This window comes from Streptomyces sp. NPDC104313, assembly GCF_055583985.1.
Map to the genome: position 1 here is coordinate 105,808 of NZ_JBVJMW010000011.1, position 18,958 is coordinate 124,765.

Annotated in this window: 22 protein-coding genes and 2 pseudogenes; 8 read left to right on the forward strand and 16 right to left on the reverse strand. The window is 71.8% G+C overall.

What is annotated here, in order from left to right:
• Positions 1 to 96: 96 nt before the first annotated feature.
• From mug to ACZ60Q_RS24865, 6 genes and pseudogenes are all read right to left on the reverse strand, one after another.
• A pseudogene (mug, locus tag ACZ60Q_RS24840) lies at positions 97 to 636 on the reverse strand (G/U mismatch-specific DNA glycosylase); the annotation flags it as partial.
• A gap of 19 nt (positions 637 to 655) precedes the next feature.
• Complete coding sequence (gene purB / locus ACZ60Q_RS24845; protein ID WP_469638612.1) at positions 656 to 2,098, reverse strand: adenylosuccinate lyase; 1,443 nt, start codon at positions 2,096 to 2,098, stop codon at positions 656 to 658.
• An 88-nt stretch (positions 2,099 to 2,186) separates the two neighbouring features.
• Positions 2,187 to 3,074, reverse strand: a complete 888-nt coding sequence (locus ACZ60Q_RS24850) for an SGNH/GDSL hydrolase family protein (protein ID WP_469638615.1) — start codon at positions 3,072 to 3,074, stop codon at positions 2,187 to 2,189.
• Positions 3,075 to 3,151: 77 nt separating this feature from the next.
• Positions 3,152 to 4,171 (reverse strand): hemolysin family protein, encoded by a 1,020-nt coding sequence (locus tag ACZ60Q_RS24855; RefSeq protein WP_469638617.1) that lies wholly within the window; start codon positions 4,169 to 4,171, stop codon positions 3,152 to 3,154.
• A complete protein-coding gene (locus ACZ60Q_RS24860; protein WP_469638620.1) occupies positions 4,168 to 5,505 on the reverse strand; it encodes a hemolysin family protein in 1,338 nt (445 codons plus the stop codon). Before ACZ60Q_RS24860 ends, ACZ60Q_RS24855 begins: the two co-directional genes overlap by 4 nt.
• Before the next feature lie 250 nt (positions 5,506 to 5,755).
• Entirely contained in the window at positions 5,756 to 6,190 is a 435-nt protein-coding gene (locus ACZ60Q_RS24865) for a GNAT family N-acetyltransferase (RefSeq protein ID WP_469638622.1), read from the reverse strand.
• Positions 6,191 to 6,299: 109 nt separating this feature from the next.
• On the opposite strand from ACZ60Q_RS24865, the gene ACZ60Q_RS24870 reads away from it, so the two are divergent.
• Both ACZ60Q_RS24870 and ACZ60Q_RS24875 read left to right on the forward strand, forming a co-directional pair.
• Entirely contained in the window at positions 6,300 to 6,527 is a 228-nt protein-coding gene (locus ACZ60Q_RS24870) for a hypothetical protein (RefSeq protein ID WP_010062312.1), read from the forward strand.
• Positions 6,524 to 6,895: a fic family toxin-antitoxin system, toxin component gene (locus ACZ60Q_RS24875; protein ID WP_469638625.1), complete on the forward strand. Its 372-nt coding sequence runs from the start codon at positions 6,524 to 6,526 to the stop codon at positions 6,893 to 6,895. Before ACZ60Q_RS24870 ends, ACZ60Q_RS24875 begins: the two co-directional genes overlap by 4 nt.
• A gap of 106 nt (positions 6,896 to 7,001) precedes the next feature.
• On the opposite strand, the pseudogene ACZ60Q_RS24880 reads toward ACZ60Q_RS24875, so the two are convergent.
• The 4 genes and pseudogenes from ACZ60Q_RS24880 to bioB all read right to left on the reverse strand — a co-directional run.
• A pseudogene (locus ACZ60Q_RS24880) lies at positions 7,002 to 7,405 on the reverse strand (class I SAM-dependent methyltransferase); the annotation flags it as partial.
• A gap of 9 nt (positions 7,406 to 7,414) precedes the next feature.
• A complete protein-coding gene (bioD, locus tag ACZ60Q_RS24885; protein WP_469638628.1) occupies positions 7,415 to 8,110 on the reverse strand; it encodes a dethiobiotin synthase in 696 nt (231 codons plus the stop codon).
• 6 nt (positions 8,111 to 8,116) lie between these two features.
• Positions 8,117 to 9,469 (reverse strand): adenosylmethionine--8-amino-7-oxononanoate transaminase, encoded by a 1,353-nt coding sequence (locus ACZ60Q_RS24890; protein ID WP_469638631.1) that lies wholly within the window; start codon positions 9,467 to 9,469, stop codon positions 8,117 to 8,119.
• Complete coding sequence (bioB, locus tag ACZ60Q_RS24895) at positions 9,462 to 10,727, reverse strand: biotin synthase BioB (RefSeq protein WP_469638634.1); 1,266 nt, start codon at positions 10,725 to 10,727, stop codon at positions 9,462 to 9,464. The genes ACZ60Q_RS24890 and bioB overlap by 8 nt, the downstream gene beginning before the upstream one ends.
• A 202-nt stretch (positions 10,728 to 10,929) precedes the next feature.
• On the opposite strand from bioB, the gene ACZ60Q_RS24900 reads away from it, so the two are divergent.
• The gene (locus ACZ60Q_RS24900; RefSeq protein WP_469638636.1) at positions 10,930 to 12,090 is read left to right on the forward strand and encodes an 8-amino-7-oxononanoate synthase; all 1,161 of its coding nucleotides are present in this window, start codon (positions 10,930 to 10,932) and stop codon (positions 12,088 to 12,090) included.
• A 77-nt stretch (positions 12,091 to 12,167) separates the two neighbouring features.
• On the opposite strand, the gene ACZ60Q_RS24905 is transcribed toward ACZ60Q_RS24900, so the two are convergent.
• Both ACZ60Q_RS24905 and ACZ60Q_RS24910 read right to left on the reverse strand, forming a co-directional pair.
• Positions 12,168 to 12,401, reverse strand: a complete 234-nt coding sequence (locus tag ACZ60Q_RS24905; protein ID WP_469638639.1) for a DUF397 domain-containing protein — start codon at positions 12,399 to 12,401, stop codon at positions 12,168 to 12,170.
• Between the two features lie 58 nt (positions 12,402 to 12,459).
• Complete coding sequence (locus ACZ60Q_RS24910; protein WP_469638642.1) at positions 12,460 to 13,314, reverse strand: helix-turn-helix domain-containing protein; 855 nt, start codon at positions 13,312 to 13,314, stop codon at positions 12,460 to 12,462.
• A 234-nt stretch (positions 13,315 to 13,548) separates the two neighbouring features.
• On the opposite strand from ACZ60Q_RS24910, the gene ACZ60Q_RS24915 reads away from it, so the two are divergent.
• The gene (locus tag ACZ60Q_RS24915; RefSeq protein WP_469638645.1) at positions 13,549 to 13,980 is read left to right on the forward strand and encodes an ATP-binding protein; all 432 of its coding nucleotides are present in this window, start codon (positions 13,549 to 13,551) and stop codon (positions 13,978 to 13,980) included.
• Positions 13,981 to 14,037: 57 nt separating this feature from the next.
• Here ACZ60Q_RS24915 and ACZ60Q_RS24920 read toward each other — a convergent pair whose 3' ends face one another.
• The gene (locus ACZ60Q_RS24920; protein WP_469638649.1) at positions 14,038 to 14,979 is read right to left on the reverse strand and encodes a LysR family transcriptional regulator; all 942 of its coding nucleotides are present in this window, start codon (positions 14,977 to 14,979) and stop codon (positions 14,038 to 14,040) included.
• Between the two features lie 72 nt (positions 14,980 to 15,051).
• Here ACZ60Q_RS24920 and ACZ60Q_RS24925 point away from each other — a divergent pair, with 72 nt between their 5' ends.
• Positions 15,052 to 15,711 carry a LysE family translocator gene (locus ACZ60Q_RS24925; RefSeq protein ID WP_469638653.1) on the forward strand — a complete coding sequence of 220 codons (660 nt, stop codon included), beginning with the start codon at positions 15,052 to 15,054 and terminating at the stop codon, positions 15,709 to 15,711.
• Positions 15,712 to 15,786: 75 nt separating this feature from the next.
• On the opposite strand, the gene ACZ60Q_RS24930 is transcribed toward ACZ60Q_RS24925, so the two are convergent.
• From ACZ60Q_RS24930 to ACZ60Q_RS24940, 3 genes are all read right to left on the reverse strand, one after another.
• Entirely contained in the window at positions 15,787 to 16,257 is a 471-nt protein-coding gene (locus ACZ60Q_RS24930) for a C40 family peptidase (protein ID WP_469638657.1), read from the reverse strand.
• 547 nt (positions 16,258 to 16,804) lie between these two features.
• Complete coding sequence (locus ACZ60Q_RS24935; protein ID WP_469638660.1) at positions 16,805 to 17,104, reverse strand: hypothetical protein; 300 nt, start codon at positions 17,102 to 17,104, stop codon at positions 16,805 to 16,807.
• A 37-nt stretch (positions 17,105 to 17,141) separates the two neighbouring features.
• Positions 17,142 to 17,747, reverse strand: a complete 606-nt coding sequence (locus ACZ60Q_RS24940) for an ATP-dependent Clp protease proteolytic subunit (protein ID WP_469638663.1) — start codon at positions 17,745 to 17,747, stop codon at positions 17,142 to 17,144.
• An 85-nt stretch (positions 17,748 to 17,832) separates the two neighbouring features.
• Between ACZ60Q_RS24940 and ACZ60Q_RS24945 the strand changes: the two genes are divergently transcribed.
• The 3 genes from ACZ60Q_RS24945 (at position 17,833) to ACZ60Q_RS24955 (ending at position 18,945) form a co-directional block, all read left to right on the forward strand.
• Positions 17,833 to 18,117, forward strand: coding sequence for a type II toxin-antitoxin system Phd/YefM family antitoxin (locus ACZ60Q_RS24945; RefSeq protein WP_469638666.1), 285 nt, complete (start codon positions 17,833 to 17,835; stop codon positions 18,115 to 18,117).
• Between the two features lie 115 nt (positions 18,118 to 18,232).
• Positions 18,233 to 18,505 carry a hypothetical protein gene (locus ACZ60Q_RS24950; protein WP_469638669.1) on the forward strand — a complete coding sequence of 91 codons (273 nt, stop codon included), beginning with the start codon at positions 18,233 to 18,235 and terminating at the stop codon, positions 18,503 to 18,505.
• Between the two features lie 137 nt (positions 18,506 to 18,642).
• Positions 18,643 to 18,945 (forward strand): urease subunit gamma, encoded by a 303-nt coding sequence (locus tag ACZ60Q_RS24955; RefSeq protein WP_469638672.1) that lies wholly within the window; start codon positions 18,643 to 18,645, stop codon positions 18,943 to 18,945.
• Positions 18,946 to 18,958 lie beyond the last annotated feature (13 nt).

The following is an 18,958-nucleotide window of genomic DNA, read 5'->3' on the forward strand; positions in this document are numbered from 1 at the left end:
GCTGGGGGAGTACGTGCTTGGCCTGGGGCATCCAGGTGCGCTGCGTGCCGCCTTCGGCGGGGGGATCCACCTCGCGCCGATGGCGCTGCTCGCCGGGGGCCGGGTGAGGACGGCGTCCCGGAGGCGGGCGTACTCCTCGGCCATACTCTGGACCGTCCAGCGGGCGTTGAGGCCGCTGGGGTTGGGAAGAGCCCACACATGGGCGCCGCCGACCGTGCGGTCCTGGGGACCGATCCGGGCGCGGGGCTCCCCGAAGGCCGTCCGGTAGGCGGTGACGCCGACCACCGCGAGCCACTGGGGAGCGAGCAGTTCGACCTTCGCCGTCAGAGTGGCCCCACCCTCCCGGAACTCGTCCGCGCCCAGCTCGTCCGCCCGGGCTGTGGCCCGCGCCACCACGTTGGTGATGCCGAGTCCGAGACCGGGCAACTCGGCCTGCTCCGAAGGACGCAGTTGCCGGGGCGTGAAACCCGAGCGGTGCAGGACCGGCCAGAACCGGTTCCCGGGGTGCGCGAAATGGTGGCCCGTCGCCGCGGTCATCAGGCTCGGGTTGATGCCGCAGAAGAGCACACGCAGACCGCCCGCGGCCACATCGGGGACGATGCGGTCACGGGCGGCGCTCAGCTCTTCGGGGGTCATCCGGTGAGGGCGGTGCCGGTCAGAGGATCGAGCCGGGGGTGTAGCCCGCGGCCTCGGGGTGTTGCTTGGTGATCTCCTCGATCCGGGCGACCAGCGACGAAACCTGGTCGCCGGCGGCGCCCGTGAACGAGAGCTTGTCGGCCATCAGGTCGTCCAACTGCGCGCGGTCCAGCGGGATCCGCTCGTCCGCGGCGAGCTTGTCGAGCAGCTCGTTGCGCTCGGCGCCCTGCTCCCGCATCGCGAGGGCGGAGGCGACCGCGTTCTCCTTGATCGCCTCGTGCGCCACCTCGCGGCCCACTCCGGCCCGTACGGCGCCCATCAGGACCTTGGTGGTGGCCAGGAACGGAAGGTAGCGGTCCAGCTCGCGCGCCACGACCGCGGGGAACGCGCCGAACTCGTCCAGCACCGTCAGGAAGGTCTCCAGGAGGCCGTCGAACGCGAAGAACGCGTCCGGGAGCGCCACCCGGCGGACCACGGAACAGGACACATCGCCCTCGTTCCACTGGTCACCCGCCAGCTCGCCGGTCATCGAGGCGTAGCCGCGCAGGATCACCATCAGGCCGTTCACCCGCTCGCAGGAGCGCGTGTTCATCTTGTGCGGCATCGCGGACGAGCCGACCTGGCCGGGCTTGAAGCCCTCGGTCACCAGCTCGTGGCCGGCCATCAGCCGGATGGTCTTCGCCACCGAGGAGGGCGCCGCGGCGAGCTGCACCAGAGCGGTGACCACGTCGTAGTCGAGCGATCGGGGGTAGACCTGACCGACAGAGGTGAACGCCTCGGCGAAGCCGAGATGTCCGGCGACGCGCTGCTCCAGGTCGGCGAGCTTACCCGCGTCACCGCCGAGCAGGTCCAGCATGTCCTGCGCCGTGCCGACCGGGCCCTTGATGCCCCGCAGCGGGTAGCGGGAGAGGAGGTCCTCCAGGCGGCCGTGGGCGACCAGCATCTCGTCGGCCGCGGTCGCGAAGCGCTTGCCCAGCGTCGTCGCCTGCGCGGCGACATTGTGCGAGCGTCCGGCGATGACGAGCTCACGGTACTCCGCGGCGAGCTTGCCGAGCCGGGCCAGTACGGCCACGGTGCGGTCGCGCATCAGCTCCAGCGAAAGACGGATCTGAAGCTGCTCGACGTTCTCCGTCAGGTCCCGGGAGGTCATGCCCTTGTGGACCTGCTCATGACCGGCGAGGGCGTTGAACTCCTCGATCCGGGCCTTCACATCATGTCGGGTGATCTTCTCGCGCTCGGCGATCGAGGCCAGGTCCACCTGGTCCAGCACGCGCTCGTAGTCGGCCGGCGCCGCATCGGGCACCTCGATCCCGAGGTCCTTCTGGGCGCGCAGCACCGCCAGCCACAGCTGACGCTCCAGCTTCACCTTCTGCTCGGGGGACCAGAGGACGGCCAGCTCCGCAGAGGCGTAGCGGCCGGCCAGGACATTGGGGATGCGAGGCTTCGCAGACACAGCAGTCACGTAAAGGGATTCTACTGGCGGTTCATGCAGGTCGGCGACGCGCCCTTGTCTGTGGTTTGCTACGAAGCCCGGTCGGCTTCGGCGGCGCTCAGCGTGAGTCGGGGGAGCCGGGGGAGACGTCCCGATGCCATCCCGTCACCGGACCGGGCTGCTCGGCGTCCACGGGCGTGATCCAGAAGGCCTTGCCCGTCGCGGCGTCGAACTGCGCTCCGAAGCGTCCGTCGCCGGAGGAGCGACCGGTCAGTCGCCGCCCGATCCACGGGGCCAGGTGCCTGCGGGCGAAGCGGATGTCCTCGGTCCGCCGCGATGCCCAACGCGGCGGCGCGGTCGCGGGGACCGGCGTCCACCAGTCGAGCTCAGCCGGAAGCCCCAGCGTCTGCCAGACCGCCTCGGCGACACGCCGGTGGCCCTCGGCGGTCAGGTGCAGCCGGTCCACGTCCCACATACGGGGGTCGCTGAGCGACGGTGCGCTGTAGAGATCGACCACCGCGGCCCCGTGGCGGGCGGCCAGGTCGTCGATCAGGGTGAACAACTCCTCCATGCGGGGCCGGAACCGCTCCAGCACCGGTCCGTCGCGGGCAGGGCTGCGCATCAGGACGAGTTGCCCGCAGGAGGGTGCCAGGCGCCCCACGGCCTCTTCCAGCCGCCCCTTGACCATGCCCATGTCGCACTTCGGGCGCAACGTGTCGTTGAGTCCGCCGACGAGCGTCACCACATCGGCCTGGAGCGCGGCCGCCGCGTCCACCTGCTCGTCGACGATCTGGCCGATGAGCTTCCCGCGTACGGCGAGGTTGGCGTACCGGAAACCGGGCGGACGGAGACCGGGCGGACGGTCGCCGGGGACCCCGGCCGCCAGCCGGGAGGCGAGGACGTCGGCCCAGCCCCGGTACGTGCCGTCGGCGAGCAGGTCCGACATGCCCTCGGTGAACGAGTCGCCGACCGCGACGAGACTGGTGTAGGAGGCATTCATTTCCATGGCCCGGTGATCGTACCGCGACGGCCCGAGGCCCGGCCGGCCGAGCGGGCCCGGCCGCAGGTCGGTGCGCCGGCGGATCAGCGGGACTGCTGCCGTCCGACGAGTTCGCGGAGCACGTCCTCCATCGTGACCAAGCCGGCCAGCCGGTCGTCCTCGTCGAGAACGGCCGCCAGATGGGTCCGGCTGCGCCGCAGGGCGGTGAGCACGTCGTCCAGTGGAGTCGCCGCCCGGACACGGGCGATCGGCCGCATCGCCGTCACCGGGAAGGGAACGTCCCGGGGCGTCGCGTCCAGGGCGTCCTTCACATGGAGGTAGCCGAGGATGCGCTGCTCGGTGTCCATCACCGGGAAGCGGGAGAACCCGGACTCGGACGAGAGCCGCTCCAACTCCTCCGGAGTGGTGCCGACCCTCGCGTACAGCACCCGGTCGACGGGCATGACCACGTCCCGTACCGGCCGACGGCCCAGCTCCAGGGCGTGGCGGAGGCGCTGCGCGGAGCGGTCGTCGACCAGCCCGGCGTCCCCGGCGTCCTGGACCAGCCGGGCCAGTTCGTCGTCCGAGAACGTCGCGGAGACCTCGTCCCTCGTCTCCACCCGCAACAGCTTGAGCAGGGTGTTGGCGAACGCGTTGATCGTGAAGATCACCGGCCGCAGGGCGCGGGCCATCGCCACCAGCGGGGGGCCCAGCAGCAGGGCGCTCCGCGCCGGTTCGGCCAGCGCGATGTTCTTCGGCACCATCTCGCCCAGGAGCATGTGCAGATAGGTCGCCACGCCCAGCGCGATGACGAACGACAGCGGGTGGACCAGCCCGTGCGGCACCCCCACCGCGTCGAAGGCCGGTTCCAGCAGATGCGCGATGGCCGGTTCGGCGACGATGCCCAGCACCAGGGTGCAGAGCGTGATGCCGAGCTGGGCGGCGGCGAGCAGCGCGGAGACGTGCTCCAGGCCCCAGACGACACTGCGGGCCCGCCGGTTCCCGGCCTCGGCCTCCGGTTCGATCTGGCTGCGGCGCACGGAGATCAGGGCGAACTCCGCGCCCACGAAGAAGGCGTTGGCCACCAGGGTCAGCAGGCCGATGAAGAGCTGGAGAACGATCACCGCCCGTCCCCCGTCCGGTCCTCGGACCCCGGCGGCGGGGCGTGCAGCAGGGCCCGCGCGGCACGGCGGCCCGAGGCGTCGACCACGTCGATCCGCCATCCCTCCAGCTCGACGCTGTCGTCCACCGTCGGGATCCGTCCGATCTCGGCGGCGATCAGCCCCGCGAGGGTCTCGTAGGGCCCGTCGGGCACCCGCAGGCCGATCCTGCGGAGCTGGTCGGTGCGCGCCGCCCCGTCGGCCGACCACAGGGTCCGCCCGTCGGCGTCCTCACCGGCGGCGGCGAGGTCCGGCGTCTCGTGCGGATCGTGCTCGTCCCGGACCTCGCCGACGACTTCCTCCACGATGTCCTCCAGCGTCGCGACCCCGGCCGTCCCGCCGTACTCGTCGATCACCACGGCCATGGCGAGCCTTCCGGACAACCGGTCCAGCAGCCGGTCCACGGTGAGCGTCTCCGGTACGAGCAGGGGTTCGCGCAGCAGTTCCGAGATCCGGGTGCGGGCCCGCCGGTCGGCGGGGATCGCCAGCACGTCCTTGATGTGGGCCACGCCGACCACGGTGTCCAGGCTGCCCCGGTAGACGGGGAAGCGGGACAGACCGGTCGCCCGGGTGGCATTGGCGACGTCCTCGGCCGTCGCGTGCAGTTCCAGCGCGGTCACCTGGACCCGCGGTGTCATCACGTTCTCCGCGGTCAGCCCCGAGAGGTTCAGCGTGCGGACGAACAGTTCGGCCGTGTCCGCCTCCAGCGCGCCTTCCTTCGCGGAGTGCCGGGCCAGCGCCACCAGCTCCTGCGGACTGCGGGCGGAGGCCAGCTCTTCGGTCGGTTCCAGACCGAAGCGGCGCACGATCCTGTTGGCCGTGTTGTTGAGGTGGCTGATGAAGGGCCGGAACAACGCGGTGAACCCCCGTTGCGGTGTGGCCACCGCCTTGGCCACGGCCAGTGGGGAGGAGATCGCCCAGTTCTTCGGGACCAGTTCGCCGACCACCATCAGGACCATCGTGGACAGCGCCGTACCGAGGACGAGCGCCAGGGTGGACGCGGCGGCGGGAGGCAGCCCCGCCGCCTCGGCGGGGCCGCGGATGAGCTTGGCGATGGACGGTTCGGAGAGCATGCCGATCACCAGGTTGGTGACGGTGATGCCGAGCTGGGCCCCCGAGAGCTGGAAGGTGAGGCTTCGGACGGCCTTGAGCGCGCTCGCGGCGCCACGGTCGCCCCGCTCGACAGCCCGTTCGAGCTCGCCGCGCTCCACCGTGGTCAGGGAGAACTCCGCCGCGACGAACGCGCCGCAGGCGACGCTGAGCAGCAGGGCGACGAGCAGCAGAAGCACTTCGATCATCGGTTCACCTCCGTCCCATGATCGGGCAGGGGCGGGGGGACCGCGCGGTGTCGGCGGTGTCGGCTACGGGGAGGCTCGCCCATGGAGGGACGCGCACACCGTGCGGCAGGGGGCGGCGGAGGACATGTCATCGTAGGGCGTCTGCCCAGCAGCGCCCCGCCCACCGCGTCGATGTGTGCCGCATCGCGCCGGAAGCCCCCGTACCGTGCCAGGGCGTGCCGCACCGCGGCCGGTATCCGTCCCGTACCGCTCAGCCCGTCAGGTGCTTCACCCAGCGGGTCCACCGTGGCTGGGGCTCGTAACCCGCCGCGCGCCAGGCGTGGTGGGCCGACGTGTTGCGGTCGAGGACCATGGCGTCGGCGCGCCGCCCGCCCAGCGCGACGAACCGTTCCTCGGCCGCCGCGAGGAGGGCGCCGCCCACACCCCGGCGCCGCTGGTCCGGGTGGACCGCGAGCCGGTAGAGATGGCAGCGCCAGCCGTCGAAGCCCACGATGACCGTGCCCACCAGCACCTCCTCCCGCTCGGCGAGTATCAAGGCGTCGGGGTCCCGTTCCACCAGGCGTGCGACCCCGTCCCCGTCGTCGCTGATGCTGGTGCCCTCGGCGGCCACCTTCCAGAAAGTGAGGACCTCGTCCAGATCGGCCGGGGTCGCGGACCGTATCGAAAGATCGTTCATGACGGCCATCCCACCATCCGCCGCGACGGGGTGTCGATCGCGTTCCACGGTCCGGGCGCGGCCCCTGCCCCCCGCGCTCCTCTTGCCGGTGCTAGCACGGTCGCGCTAGCGTGGTCGGGTGCCCAAGACTCAGCTGAACGTTCGAGTGGACGAGGCCACCGCCGAGGCCGCGCGGCAACGCGCGCTGCAGAGGGGGATGAGCGTGAACCGCTACATAGAGGAACTCGTCCAGCAGGACGCGGGCGAGGTGGGACACACCTTCGTCGAGGCCGCGGCCGACTTCATGAAGCAGTACGAGTCGGTGTTCGCCGAGGAGTTCGGCCCGGAGCGCGAAGGCACCCGTTGAACCTGCGGATCGACCTTTCCTGGTTGCTGATGGTCGCCGAGCACAAGACGCCCGGAGACCCGCAGGTCGCCGACTGGGGTGCGCTCGTCGCCGCCGTCGCACGGCATGACGCGGAGATCTTCGGCAGCGCCGTCTACAGCGACCCGCACGCGCGGGCGGCCGCCCTGTTGCAGCTGCTCCTGCACGTGCCCGCACTCGAACACTCCAATGCGATGTTCGCCTCGGCCGTCGCGTACGGCTACCTCGTCGCCTCCGGGCTCAAGGTCATCACCTCGCCCGAGCAGGTCCGCGATCTGGCGCTACTGGTGAAGCAGGGCAAGGCGGACGTGCGGGCCATCGCCGACGAGCTGCGGCAGTGGAGCATGTGAGAGCGGGTGAGACACCCCACGACAGACCCGGTGAGACACCCAGGACAGACTCGGCGAAACGCCCCACGACAGGCTCGGTGAAACGCCCCACGATCCGGCTCGGTCCTCAGTCCTCATTCCCTCGGTCCTCGGTGAACGGCTTGCGGGCCACGCCCAGGACACAGAGGGAGGAGGGCACCTGGAGACACGTCTCCGGAATCCGCAGCCTGCGGTACGTGCCCCTCTCGAAGCCCGCCGGCCGCGATCGCGGCCGGCGGGTCCCGGGCCGGGTGACAGCCGCCTAAGAGCAGCGGCCACAGGGTCCGTCGGCCACCCGCTGTGCCGTGCACGGGCCGGCGCCCGGCCCGGCGCCGGCCCGTGCTCGAAGAACCGCAGTTCGCCGCCCGGCCGAAGGACCCGCCTGATCTCGGCGAGCGCCCGGGGCAGATCCCATACGGTGCACAGGACCAGGGACGCCACCGCCCCGTCGAAGGCCTCGCTCCTGACCGGCAACGCCTCGGCCGCCCCCGGCGCGCCCCGTCAGCGTGCGGCGGACCAGGTCCCACCGAGCTCCGGAGCCAGCCAACCCGGCGCGCGTGCCGCGAAGGCGGCGCCCGACAGTGAACCCGCGCCGGCCGGTACCGCGCCGAGCAGTGGTGCGCCGGCCGCCACCGGCAGGTCCTCGATGTTGCAGCGGGACGCGAGGTCCGGCTCCGCCGGCATGCTGCCGATCACGACGCCCCGGCAGCTCAGCCCCCGGGTCCGCAGTGCCTCGGCCGTCAGAGCGGTGGCGTTCAGCGTGCCCAGGCCCGCGGGGGCCACCAGCAGTACCGGGGCGGACAGCAGACGGGCCGCGTCCGCGAGGGTGCCGCCCTCGTCGTCGAACCGCACGAGCAGCCCGCCCGCACCCTCCACCAGTACGAGGTCATGTTCGGTGGCCAACTTCTCCGCGGCCTCGGCTACCTCGAACGGCCGCACGGGCACGAGCCCCGCCCGTCGGGCGGCCGTGGCCGGAGCCAAGGGCTCCGGGAAGCGGGCCAGTTCGACCGCCGTCACATGGCTCCCCGCCAGCCGCGCCACCTCGGCCGCGTCGCCCGGCTCCCCGGGGGCGAGCCCGGTCTGCGCGGGCTTGAGGACCGCGACCCGGCGGCCCCGCGCGGCGGCCGCCACCGCGGCGGTCACCACGGTCTTGCCGATCTCCGTGCCCGTACCGGACACCACCAGAATCGTCGGCATATCGGCTCAGCCCTCCCGTGCCGCCGCGCACACGGCCCGGCAGATCCGCGCGACGTCCTCGTCCTTAGTGACGTACGGCGGCATCGTGTAGACGAGATCGCGGAACGGCCGCAGCCAGACGCCCTCGCGCACGGCCGCGCGGGTCGCCGCCGCCATGTCCACCTCGCGGTCGAGCTGGACGACCCCGATCGCCCCCAGGACGCGTACGTCCACCACCCCGGCGATGTCCGCGGCGGGAGCGAGCCCGGAGCGCAGGCCCGCGCCGATCCGTGCCACCTCGCCCTCCCAGTCCTGCCCGAGCAGCAGGTCCACGGAGGCCGAGGCGACCGAGGCGGCCAGCGGATTGCCCATGAACGTCGGTCCGTGCGCCAGCACCGGCACCTGGCCGCTGGAGATGCCCTCGGCCACCCGGGTGGTGCACAGCGTCGCCGCCATCGTGAGATAGCCGCCGGTCAGGGCCTTGCCGACGCACATGACGTCCGGCGAGATCCCGGCGTGCCCGGCGGCGAAGAGCTTGCCCGTACGCCCGAAACCGGTCGCGATCTCGTCGAGGACCAGCAGGACGTCGTGCTCGTCGCAGGCCTCGCGCAGCACCCGCAGATAGGCGGGGGAGTGGAACCGCATCCCGCCCGCGCCCTGCACCACCGGCTCCACGATGACCGCCGCGAGCTCGTCGGCGTGCGCGGCGATCAGCTCCCGCAGGTGCGTCACGTAGGCGGTGTCAGGCTCCGCGTCGAAGCCGTCCGGCGGGGCGTCGGCGAAGACCTGGCGGGGCAGGGACCCCGACCACAGCTCGTGCATCCCGCCCTCCGGGTCGCACACCGACATCGGCTGCCAGGTGTCCCCGTGATAACCCCCGCGCCAGGTCAGCAGCCGCCGCTTGGCCGGACGCCCGGCCGAACGCCAGTACTGGAGGCACATCTTGACCGCGACCTCCACGGAGACGGACCCCGAGTCGGCGAGGAAGACGTGCTGGAGCGGCCCGGGGGTGATCTCCACCAGCCGGGTCGCCAGCCGGACGGCGGGCTCATGGGTGAGCCCGCCGAACATCACATGGCTCATCCGGTCCAGCTGGCCGCGCGCGGCCTCGTTGAGGACCGGGTGGTTGTAGCCGTGCACCGCCGACCACCAGGAGGACATGCCGTCCACCAACTCGCTTCGGCCTTCGACGGGTTCGGCGAGCCGGAGCCGTACCCCGGAGGCAGACTCCACGACCAGCGGCTCCTGGCGGCCCGGCATCGGACCGTACGGATGCCAGACGTGTGCGCGATCCAGCGCCCGCAGCTCCTCGGGGGAGTACGGCTTCGGCGCGGCGGGTCCGGAGTCCTCGATGGCCCCGGGGGCGTGTGGTTCAGGCATTGGGCGCGAGATCCGTTCCCGCGCCGCGACGGCGGACCGCCACCAGATCCGTGCGTGCCGGTCCGGTGGCGTCCGTACGCGGGAGGGGCACGCTCTCCCGCTGCTCCTCCTCGAGTTCCCCATGGCCGCCGCACGGCCCGCAGCCCCCGCCGCCTCCGTGGGAACCGCAGCCCTCGGCTCCGCCGGTGTCGTGCGATCCGCAGCCGGTCCCCACGGTGGAGTCCCGCGTCCCGCAGCCGCCGCTCAGGGCGTCGGCCCGGTGGCGCGGCAGCGTCGTCGTGCCCGCGCCCTCCACCTCGAAACCGGCGTCCGCGATCATGTCCAGGTCGGTCTGGCCGGCTTGGCCCTCACTCGTCAGGTAGTCGCCCAGGAAGATGGAGTTGACCAGGTGGAGCGCCAGCGGCTGCATCGAGCGCAGGTGCACCTCACGCCCCCCCGCGAGCCGCACCTCGACGTCGGGGCAGACGAAGCGGACCATCGCCAGAACGCGCAGGCAGCGCTGCGGGGTGAGGTTCCACTCCTTGGCGAGCGGCGTTCCCTCGAACGGGATCAGGAAGTTCACCGGCACCGAGTCCGGGTCCAGGTCCCGCAGCGCGAACACGACGTCGACCAGGTCCTTGTCGCTCTCGCCCATCCCGGCGATCAGCCCGGAACACGCCGAGAGCCCGGCGGCCTGGGCCTGCTGCACGGTCTCCACCCGGTCCGCGTACGTATGGGTGGTGGTGATCGCCCCGTACGTCTCCTCGGACGTGTTGAGGTTGTGGTTGTACGCGTCGGCGCCCGCGGTACGCAGCCGGTCGGCCTGTCCGTCGGAGAGGAGACCGAGGCAGGCGCAGACCTCGATGCCCTCGTTCTCCTCCTTGATCGCCTCGATGGTCTTCGAGACCCGGTCGACGTCCCGATCCGTCGGGCCGCGTCCGCTCGCCACCAGGCAGACCCGCTTGGCGCCGCCCGCCACCCCTGCGGCGGCGGCCTTGGACGCCTCGTCCGGCTTCAGCCAGGTGTACTTGAGGATCCCGGCCTTCGAACCGAGCCGCTGCGAGCAGTAGGAGCAGTCCTCGGGGCAGAGCCCCGACTTGAGGTTGACCAGATAGTTGAGCTTGACGCGCCGCCCGAACCACTGACGGCGCACCCTCCCGGCGGCCGCCACCACGTCGAGCAGCTCGTCGTCGGAGGTCGCCAGTACGGCGAGCGCTTCTTCGCGGGTCGGCAGTTCGCGCCGCAGCCCCTTGTCCACCAGCGTGTTCAGCAGGTCCATGGAAGATGATCCTGGCTTACGGCACCGCCTCCAGCCAAGGAGGAACCAGACAGGAGACCTGGGCGAGGGTGTGTGTATTGCCACACCCTGACCTGCTGCGCACCCGGCTAGGGTCTGTTGGCTGCCTACAAAGGGACCGTCCGCACCGGACCGTCCGCGCGGAGCCGCCCGCCGAGGGCCCGCCTACCCAAGGGACCGCCCCATGTCCTTCGCCCCGTTCGACTGGATCGACGCCGAGGCCCGCGACCGGGCCGCCGCCGGACTCGTGCGGACCCTGCGTCCGCGGAGTGCCGAGCCGGAGTTGCTGGACCTCGCGAGCAACGACTATCTGGGTCTCACCCGGCATCCGGAGGTCACCGCCGCCGCCGCCGGCGCCGCCCATCGCTGGGGGGCGGGGGCGACGGGGTCCCGGCTGGTCACCGGCTCCACCGCCCTGCACGCCCAGCTGGAACGGGAGCTCGCCGCCTTCTGCGGTTTCGAGGCGGCCCTCGTGCTCTCCTCCGGGTACGCGGCCAATCTCGCCGCGCTGACCGCGCTGACCGGGCGTGGTTCCCTCATCGTCTCCGACGCGGGCAACCACGCCTCGATCGTGGATGGTTGCCGGCTCTCCCGCGCCGAGACCGCCGTCGTGCCCCACGCAGACCCGGGCGCCTTCGAGAAGGCCCTGCGGGCGCACGACGGGCGGGCCCTCGCGGCCACCGACTCGGTCTTCTCCGTCGACGGCGACGCCGCCGCGCTGCCCGCCCTGGCCGAGGTCTGCCGCTCCGCGAACGCCGCCCTGCTGGTCGACGACGCCCACGGTCTCGGAGTGCTGGGCGACGGCGGACGCGGCGCGCTCGCCGCGGCCGGGCTGGCGGGCCGCGACGGGATCGTGGCCACGCTCACCCTGTCGAAGTCCCTGGGCAGCCAGGGTGGCGCGGTCCTGGGGTCGGCCCGGGTCATCGAACACCTGGTCAACACGGCCCGTACCTTCATCTTCGACACCGGGCTCGCCCCGGCGGCGGCCGGCGGCGCGCTCGGCGCCCTCGGAGTGCTGCGCCGGGAGCCCGAACGGGCGGCTCGTGCACGGGAGGTGGCCATCTCGCTGCACGGACAGCTCACCGCCGCCGGGCTGAGGGCGGTCAGGCCCGACGCGGCCGTCGTCTCCGTCCGGGCGCCCTCAGCGGACGCGGCGGTGCGCTGGGCGGCCGACTGCCACGCGGCCGGGATGGCGGTGGGCTGCTTCCGCCCGCCGTCGGTACCGGACGGCGTCTCGCGGCTGCGGCTGACCGCGCGCGCCGACCTGACCGAGGAGCAGATCACGACCGCGGTGGCCACGGTCCTCGCCACCGCTCCGCGGCGGGCGGACGCCCGGGTCGGCTGATCCGGTGCGAACCGGCTCCGTGCGAACCGGCCCCGTGAGAGCTGGATCCGTGCGGATCGGCTCCGTGCGGATCCAGCTCAGTGCGGGCCGAGTCCGGCCACGAACGTACTCCAGGCCGCCGCTGAGAAGCGCAGCGGCGGCCGGTCCACGTTCTTCGAATCGCGTACGGCGAGGAGCGCGCCGTCGAACCGCGTGGTCTCCACGCAGTTGTTCATCCCGGTCGAGCGGCTGCTGCGTCGCCACTGTGCGGCGAACGGCGCGGGTGGTACGGCGGGTGGTGTGAACGGCGGCGGTGCGGGACGGTCGGGCATGGCGGCCCCCTCGGGCAGTCGGACGGTCCGACGGAACCGGCCGGACGGCCCGGCTCCGCTAGCTGCGGCTGATCGTGGTGATGAGGTCCAGCGAGTGCTCGGGCGACAGCGCGTGCGCCTGCAAGGAACAGAAGGCCGAGCTGTACGCCTCGAGGTCTTCTTTCCGCTCCAGATAGAGGCTACTCGTCAAGTGGTCAAGAACGACCACATCCAGATCAGAAATGTTCGGAAAGGAGAAGATAACGAAAGGGCAGGTGAGTCCGATGTAGCCGCCGACCGAGAACGGTAATAACTGCAAGCACACATGGGGGAGTCGGGCCACCTCGAGCAGATGTCGCAACTGATCTCTCATCACCTCCGGTCCGCCCACCTCGCGGTGGAGCACCGCCTCGTCCAGCACCGCGGTGAAGCGCAGGGGCGGACTCGCGCGCAGGACCCGCTGGCGGGTCAGCCGGACCTCGACCAGCGAGTCGAGCAGGCCGTCCGGTAGCCCGGCCAGCGAGGCGCGGGTAACGGCACGTGCGTATCCGGCGGTCTGGAGCAGTCCCGGCACCACCGAGGTCTCCAGCGTCCGGACCGTACTCGCCTGCGACTCCAGACTGATGAAGTCCCGGTACTGCGGCGGGATCAGCCCCCGGTAGGCGTGCCACCAGCCAGAACCGCCTCCGCCCGCCGACCCCGCGAGGACCTCGAGCAGGGAACGCAACGGGGCGTCGCGCACCGCGTAGACGTCCAGCAGCCGTGACACGTCGGTGGGCGTCACCCCGCTCGCGCCCGTCTCGATGCGGCTCACCTTCGACTGGTGCCAGCCGAGTAGCCGCGCCGCGTCCCGGCTGGTCAGCCCGGAGGCGTGGCGCAGACTCCGCAGCTCCTCACCGAGCTTGCGCCGTCGGACGACGGGGCCGTGGGGCATACCGGTCTCCTTCTGCTGTCGGGAAGGGCCGGTCCGTCACCGGGCCGGCTCGCAGAGGGGTCAGTGTGCCGTCCGGCCACACCGCACGGGTCCCGAATTCACCGCTTCGAGCGACAGATATATGCATATCTTGGCCGAATGCTGTTACGGGGAGCTGCATCAATGGCAATCTGGCGCGAAGCACACTCCTGGTCGACCGCCGGTCGACCGGGGCGGGAAAGGGACGGCGTCGCCATGGCAGACCATCAGGAAGCAACCGTCACTCTGCCGACCGATCCGGTCTCGGTCTCATCGGCCCGCAGACATGTCGCCAGGACCCTGGCCCAATGGGGTCTGCCCGACGACACCGAGTTCGCCGACACCATCCGGCTGATCATTTCGGAGCTGACCACCAACGCCGTCCAGCACACGTTCGGCCAGTCGCCCACCTTCACCGTGGACCTGCGCCTCGAACGCGACGAGGAGCTGTATCTCGGCGTCACGGACAGTCACCCCCGCTGGCCCCAGCGGCTGCCCGCCGCCGTACGGCAGGACAACGGCCGGGGCATGGTCATCATCCGGGCGCTGGCCAAGGAGCACGGCGGGAGGCTCCAGGTGACCCCGACCGCCGAGGGCGGCAAGACGGTCTGGATCGCCCTCCCCTGGGACGTTCCGGTCCAGGGCTGAACCGCGGTCCGGGGCCGCCCCTGTCGGTATCCCGTGGGCTGACCGGTCACGGGCCGGTCAGCCCGCCGAGGGCCGGTTCGTCGCCGGGGCCGTGCTCCCGCGGCCGAAGCCGCTGCGCAGCAGCGCGAGCAGCGTCGCGGCCGCTGCGGTCGACCGGCCGCCCCGGTGCACGACCGAGATGGTCCGGCGGAACGACGCGGGCTCCAGCCGTCGGACCGACAGCGGGGCCGCCGCCATCGAGGCGACCATCTCCGGCACCACCGCCACCCCGAGGCCCGCGCTGACCAGCGCGCACACCAGCGCGTACCCGGGCGACTCGCAGACCACCGCGGGCGTCGCCCCGGCCTCGGCGAGCGCGTTCTCGACCCCGCGTCGGGGCGGATGGGTGGGCGCGCTGCTGATCAACGGTCGCCCCGCCAGCTCGGCGACCGGCAGCCGCCCGGTGTCCTCGGAGAGCCGGTGGCCCACCGAGGTGACCAGCACCAGCTCCTCGACCAGCAGGGGTTCGACGAGAACGCCCGCCGGCGGGGGCTCGGCCGCCGCCGGCTCGTAGGCGTGGGTGAGGGCGAGGTCCACCTCGCCCGCGACCACCGCGGCGATCCCGCCGGGCGGTTCGTAGTCGGCGACGGCCAGCTCGACCTCCGGATGGGCCCGCCGGAACGCGCTCAGGACCGGCGGCAGCAGATGGATCCCGGCCGTCGTGAACGTCCCCACCCGCAGCCTGCCGCCCGAGAGCCCGGCCAACTGCGCCAGCTCGTGCCGTGCCTGGTCCAGCTCGTCCAGGACCCGCCGGGCCCGGCCCGCCAGCAGCTCGCCCGCCGCCGTCAGCCGTGCCCCGCGATGGTGGCGCACCAGCAGCGTCGCCCCGGCCTCCCGCTCCAGTTTGGCCAGCTGCTGGGAGAGCGCGGGCGCGGTGTAGCCCAGGCGGGCGGCGGCCCGGGTGATCGATCCGGCCTCCGCGACCGCCACCAGTGCCGCGAGCCGTGTCGGGTCGTACATGAAGCGTTCCTTTAGGCAGACCCAGAAGATTACAAGTACACGCTAAAGGGTCCGCCGGTCCAAGGTGGACCCATGGACGCACAACTGATCGCCTTCACCGGGGTCGCCGCCGGTATGGTCGCGCTGCCCGGCGCCGACTTCACCGTCGTCGTACGCAACGCCCTGGCCTCGCGCACCGCGGGCCTGGCCACCGCGCTCGGCGTCGCCGGAGGGCTGCTGGTGCACACCGCGCTCGCGGTCGCCGGACTCGCCGCGGTGCTGGTGACGATGCCGGTCCTCTTCCGTACCGTCCAGCTGCTGGGCGGCGCGTATGTGCTCTACCTCGGGATCAGCGCCCTCTACGCGATCCGCCGCCGCCCCTCGCCGGACAGCTCCGGCTCACCCTCCGGTACACCGGGGGACGAGCCGGGGCGGCCCGTGCCCAGGGAGTTCGGACGGGCGCTGCGCCAGGGGTTCCTGACCAACGCGCTCAACCCGAAGGCCCCGGTCCTCTTCCTCAGCCTGCTGCCGCAGTTCGTGCCCCACGGTCAGCCGCCGCTGCCCAGGACCCTGCTGCTCGCGGCCCTGGTGGTGGTGCTGGCGCTGATCTGGTTCCCGGCCGTCGCCCTGCTCGTGGACCGGCTGGGCCGGTGGCTGCGCCGCCCGCGTACCGCCCGCGCCATCGAGGGCGGCAGCGGCGTGGCGCTCACCGGTCTGGGACTGGCGTTGGTCACCGGCCCCCTGCTGCGTTGAGGACACCGTGGGTGTCGCGGGCGGCCCCGAGGGCGGGCCGGGCCGCCCGCACTCAAAGAGCGTCCGGTCGGTGGGTCAGCGGACCCGTCCGTACCAGACGCTCTTGGACCAGATTTTGGCCAGCCTCACCACGTCTCCGGATTTGGGGGAGTGCCAGATCTTCCCGGCTCCGGCGTAGATGCCCACGTGGTAGACGCTGCGCCCCGAATGGAAGAAGACGAGGTCGCCGCGTTTGCGCTGCGACTTCCCGATGTGGCGGGTCTTGTTGTACTGCTGCTGTGCCGTGCGGGGAAGCTTCTTGCCGGCCTTCTTGAACGAATAGGCCGTCAGCCCCGAACAGTCGAAGCGACTGGGACCTGCCGCTCCGTACTTGTAGGGAGCACCCTTCTTCGACGCGGCGACCTTCAGGGCCTTCGTCGAGTGGGTGGCGGCCTCGGCGTCGCTCACCAGACCGGGCGCCAGCATCGTGGACGTCACGGCCAGGGTGAGTACCGAGGCCGTTGTGACCCGGGCGAACAGAGACGGGACATGAACCTGCGCAGACATGCGCAACCCTTCGTCAGCCGCCTGTGAAGGATGACCTGTCGGGTTCGGGCCGGCGAAGTCGCCCGGCCGCTTTCGCGGCTTCACCCCGAGGGCTTCCCGGTCTCCCGGTCGGCCCGTTGTGCTCGGGTCCTCCACTCCTGCCGATCCACTCCTGTCGACCAGTCATCCGGGCGGCGGCAGGACTCGGCGTCCGCCCGGACCGCCCCGCCGCGGTGGCGGGGGCTTGTCGTCCCAGGGATCTTGACTCACTCGATGCCGGTTTTCCGAGCTGAAACAGCGGTTTGTGAGTCTCCTCACCACTGATCCATTCGGGTGGACAGCTCGGATTCGCGCTCGCCCATGAGCCGGGCGCACACCCCCGTACCAGCGACGAAAGGGCGCATTTCGAGTACGGATTGCGCGCCGAACGCAAGTTGAGCCGTCGCTCGCGCGGGTGATCGCCTACGCCGAACGAGCGAGGCGAATCGGTCCCGGGACCGGGCGTGTCGTGCCCGGGACCGACCGCTCCGCTCCCGTAGGGCGCTCCCCGTGCGCGGAGCCGGTCAGTTCACGGGGGCGGCATCGCGACCCGGCCCGCCCGGCGCTCCCCGTCCAGGACGCGCAGGGCCCGCGCCAGGGTGGTGGCGTGGAGCCGCGACTCGCCGCGCTCGTGCATCAGGGCCAGGGCGTCGCGCAGGGCGGCCGCCCGGGAGGCCAGGGCCTGGGCGGCCCGCAGCGCGCTGTAGGTGTCGCTGCCATGGGCCGGATTGATCCGGCCGACCTGGTCGAGCACGGCCAGATAGCAGTCGACGAACTCGCCCTCGGCGCGGGTCAGTGCGGGCAGGGGTGGGAAGTCGGGTGGCTCCATCGGCGTTTCACCTCGCGTCGTACGGCGGCCGGGAGAGTCAGCGGTTCTCCACGACGTGGTCGACCAGCCCGTGGGCGAGGGCGGCCTTGGCGTCGAGGATGGTGTCGCGCTCGATGTCGGCGGTGATCTGCTCCGCGGTCCGACCCGTGTCCCGGACCAGCATGGCCGCGAACATCTCTCGGGTGCGCACCAGTTCGCGCGCGTGGATCTCCAGGTCGGACGGCTGGCCCCGCATCGGCTCCTCCATCGCGGGCTGCTGAATGACTACCCGCGCGCCGGGCAGCGCATGTCGGCGCCCCTTGGCCCCGGCCGCCAGCAGGGCCGCCGCGTAGGAGCCCGCCTGCCCCAGGCAGAAGGTCTCCACCTCGCAGGTCAGGAACCGCATCGTGTCGTAGACCGCCGCCATCGCCTGGAACGAGCCGCCGGGGCAGTTGATGTAGAGCGACAGGGGCCGGTCCGGATCGGCGTGTTCCAGATACATGAACTGGGCGATGAGGTCGCTCGCGGCGATGTCGTCGATCGGACTCCCGAGGAAGACGATCCGCTCGGACAGCAGCTTGGAGTACGGGTCCAGGGTCCGGGTTCCGGTCGCGGTGCGCTCGGTGAACTCCGGCAGTACGTAGCGGGCGGCGGGGCGGATCATGGCGGTGCCTCTCTCCTGGAGCTGACCATCCGTCTGCCCGTCCGTAAAAAATGTACAGGACGTACAGAAGGTTATGATGGGGACTATGGCCTACGAGATTCCGGTGACGCAAGCACGGGCGGAGCTCGCCGAATTGATCAACCGCGTTGTCTACGGCGGTGAACGCGTTGTGGTGACGCGGCACGGCAAGCCGCTCATCGCGCTGGTCTCCGCCGCTGACCTGCAACAACTTGAAGCGGAGGAAGTCGCTGCCGAGGAGCGGGTGATCAGCTCGGTCTCCTCGATCGGCTCCGCGCCATCCGCTCAGGGCGAACGGCGCAGGTTCGGTATCGCCGCCGAGCACCGCCCCCACGACGGACGGGACACCTGAGACCACGACTGCCCCGGGGCAGCGGGAAGCCGGGTGCTGCTCCTCATAGGAGGGGCACCCGGCTCGGCTGACGCGGATCCCGGGCTCAGCCGGTCAGGGCCGGCTTCCGGACGGGTTGGCCGGCGTCGGCGCCCGGCGGACGAACAGCGCCGCCGCCAGGCCGGACAGCGACCACAGCGAGAGTGTCAGCGTCGGCGGGGTGCTCGCGGGGAAGGCGCACGGGCTGGAGCGTCGGGTCTTCGCCGCGCTCGGCGTCCAGCTCCGGTCCGAGACGCTGCGCGACGAACGGCTCGCCGCACTCCTCGGCGGGGGTGACGACGTACGCCCCGAAGAGCTGGAGAACGGGTTGTGCGGGTTGATGTCCATCAACCCGCAAAAGATCAGTTAACGCGATGGAAAAACTTCCGCCCTAACGTGCAATGCCTGGTCGCGAGGCCACTGTTCCCGTTCAACGAACTGTTGAACGGGGATATGGTCCCGCTGCGTCCGGAGCCTGAGCCGGACGGATGACGATGAGGTGGAAGCGTGCAACTGACCCCGCACGAGCAGGAGCGTCTGCTCATCCATGTGGCCGCCGACGTGGCCGAGAAGCGCCGGGCGCGCGGGCTGCGGCTCAATCACCCCGAGGCCGTCGCCCTGATCACCGCGCATCTGCTGGAAGGTGCGCGGGACGGCCGTACCGTCTCCGAACTCATGGTGTCCGGACGTACGTTGCTCACCCGGGACGAGGTCATGGAGGGCATCCCCGAGATGCTCCATGACGTCCAGGCCGAGGCCACCTTCCCGGACGGCACGAAGCTCGTCACCGTCCACGACCCGATCGTCTGACGGGGGAGTGCCG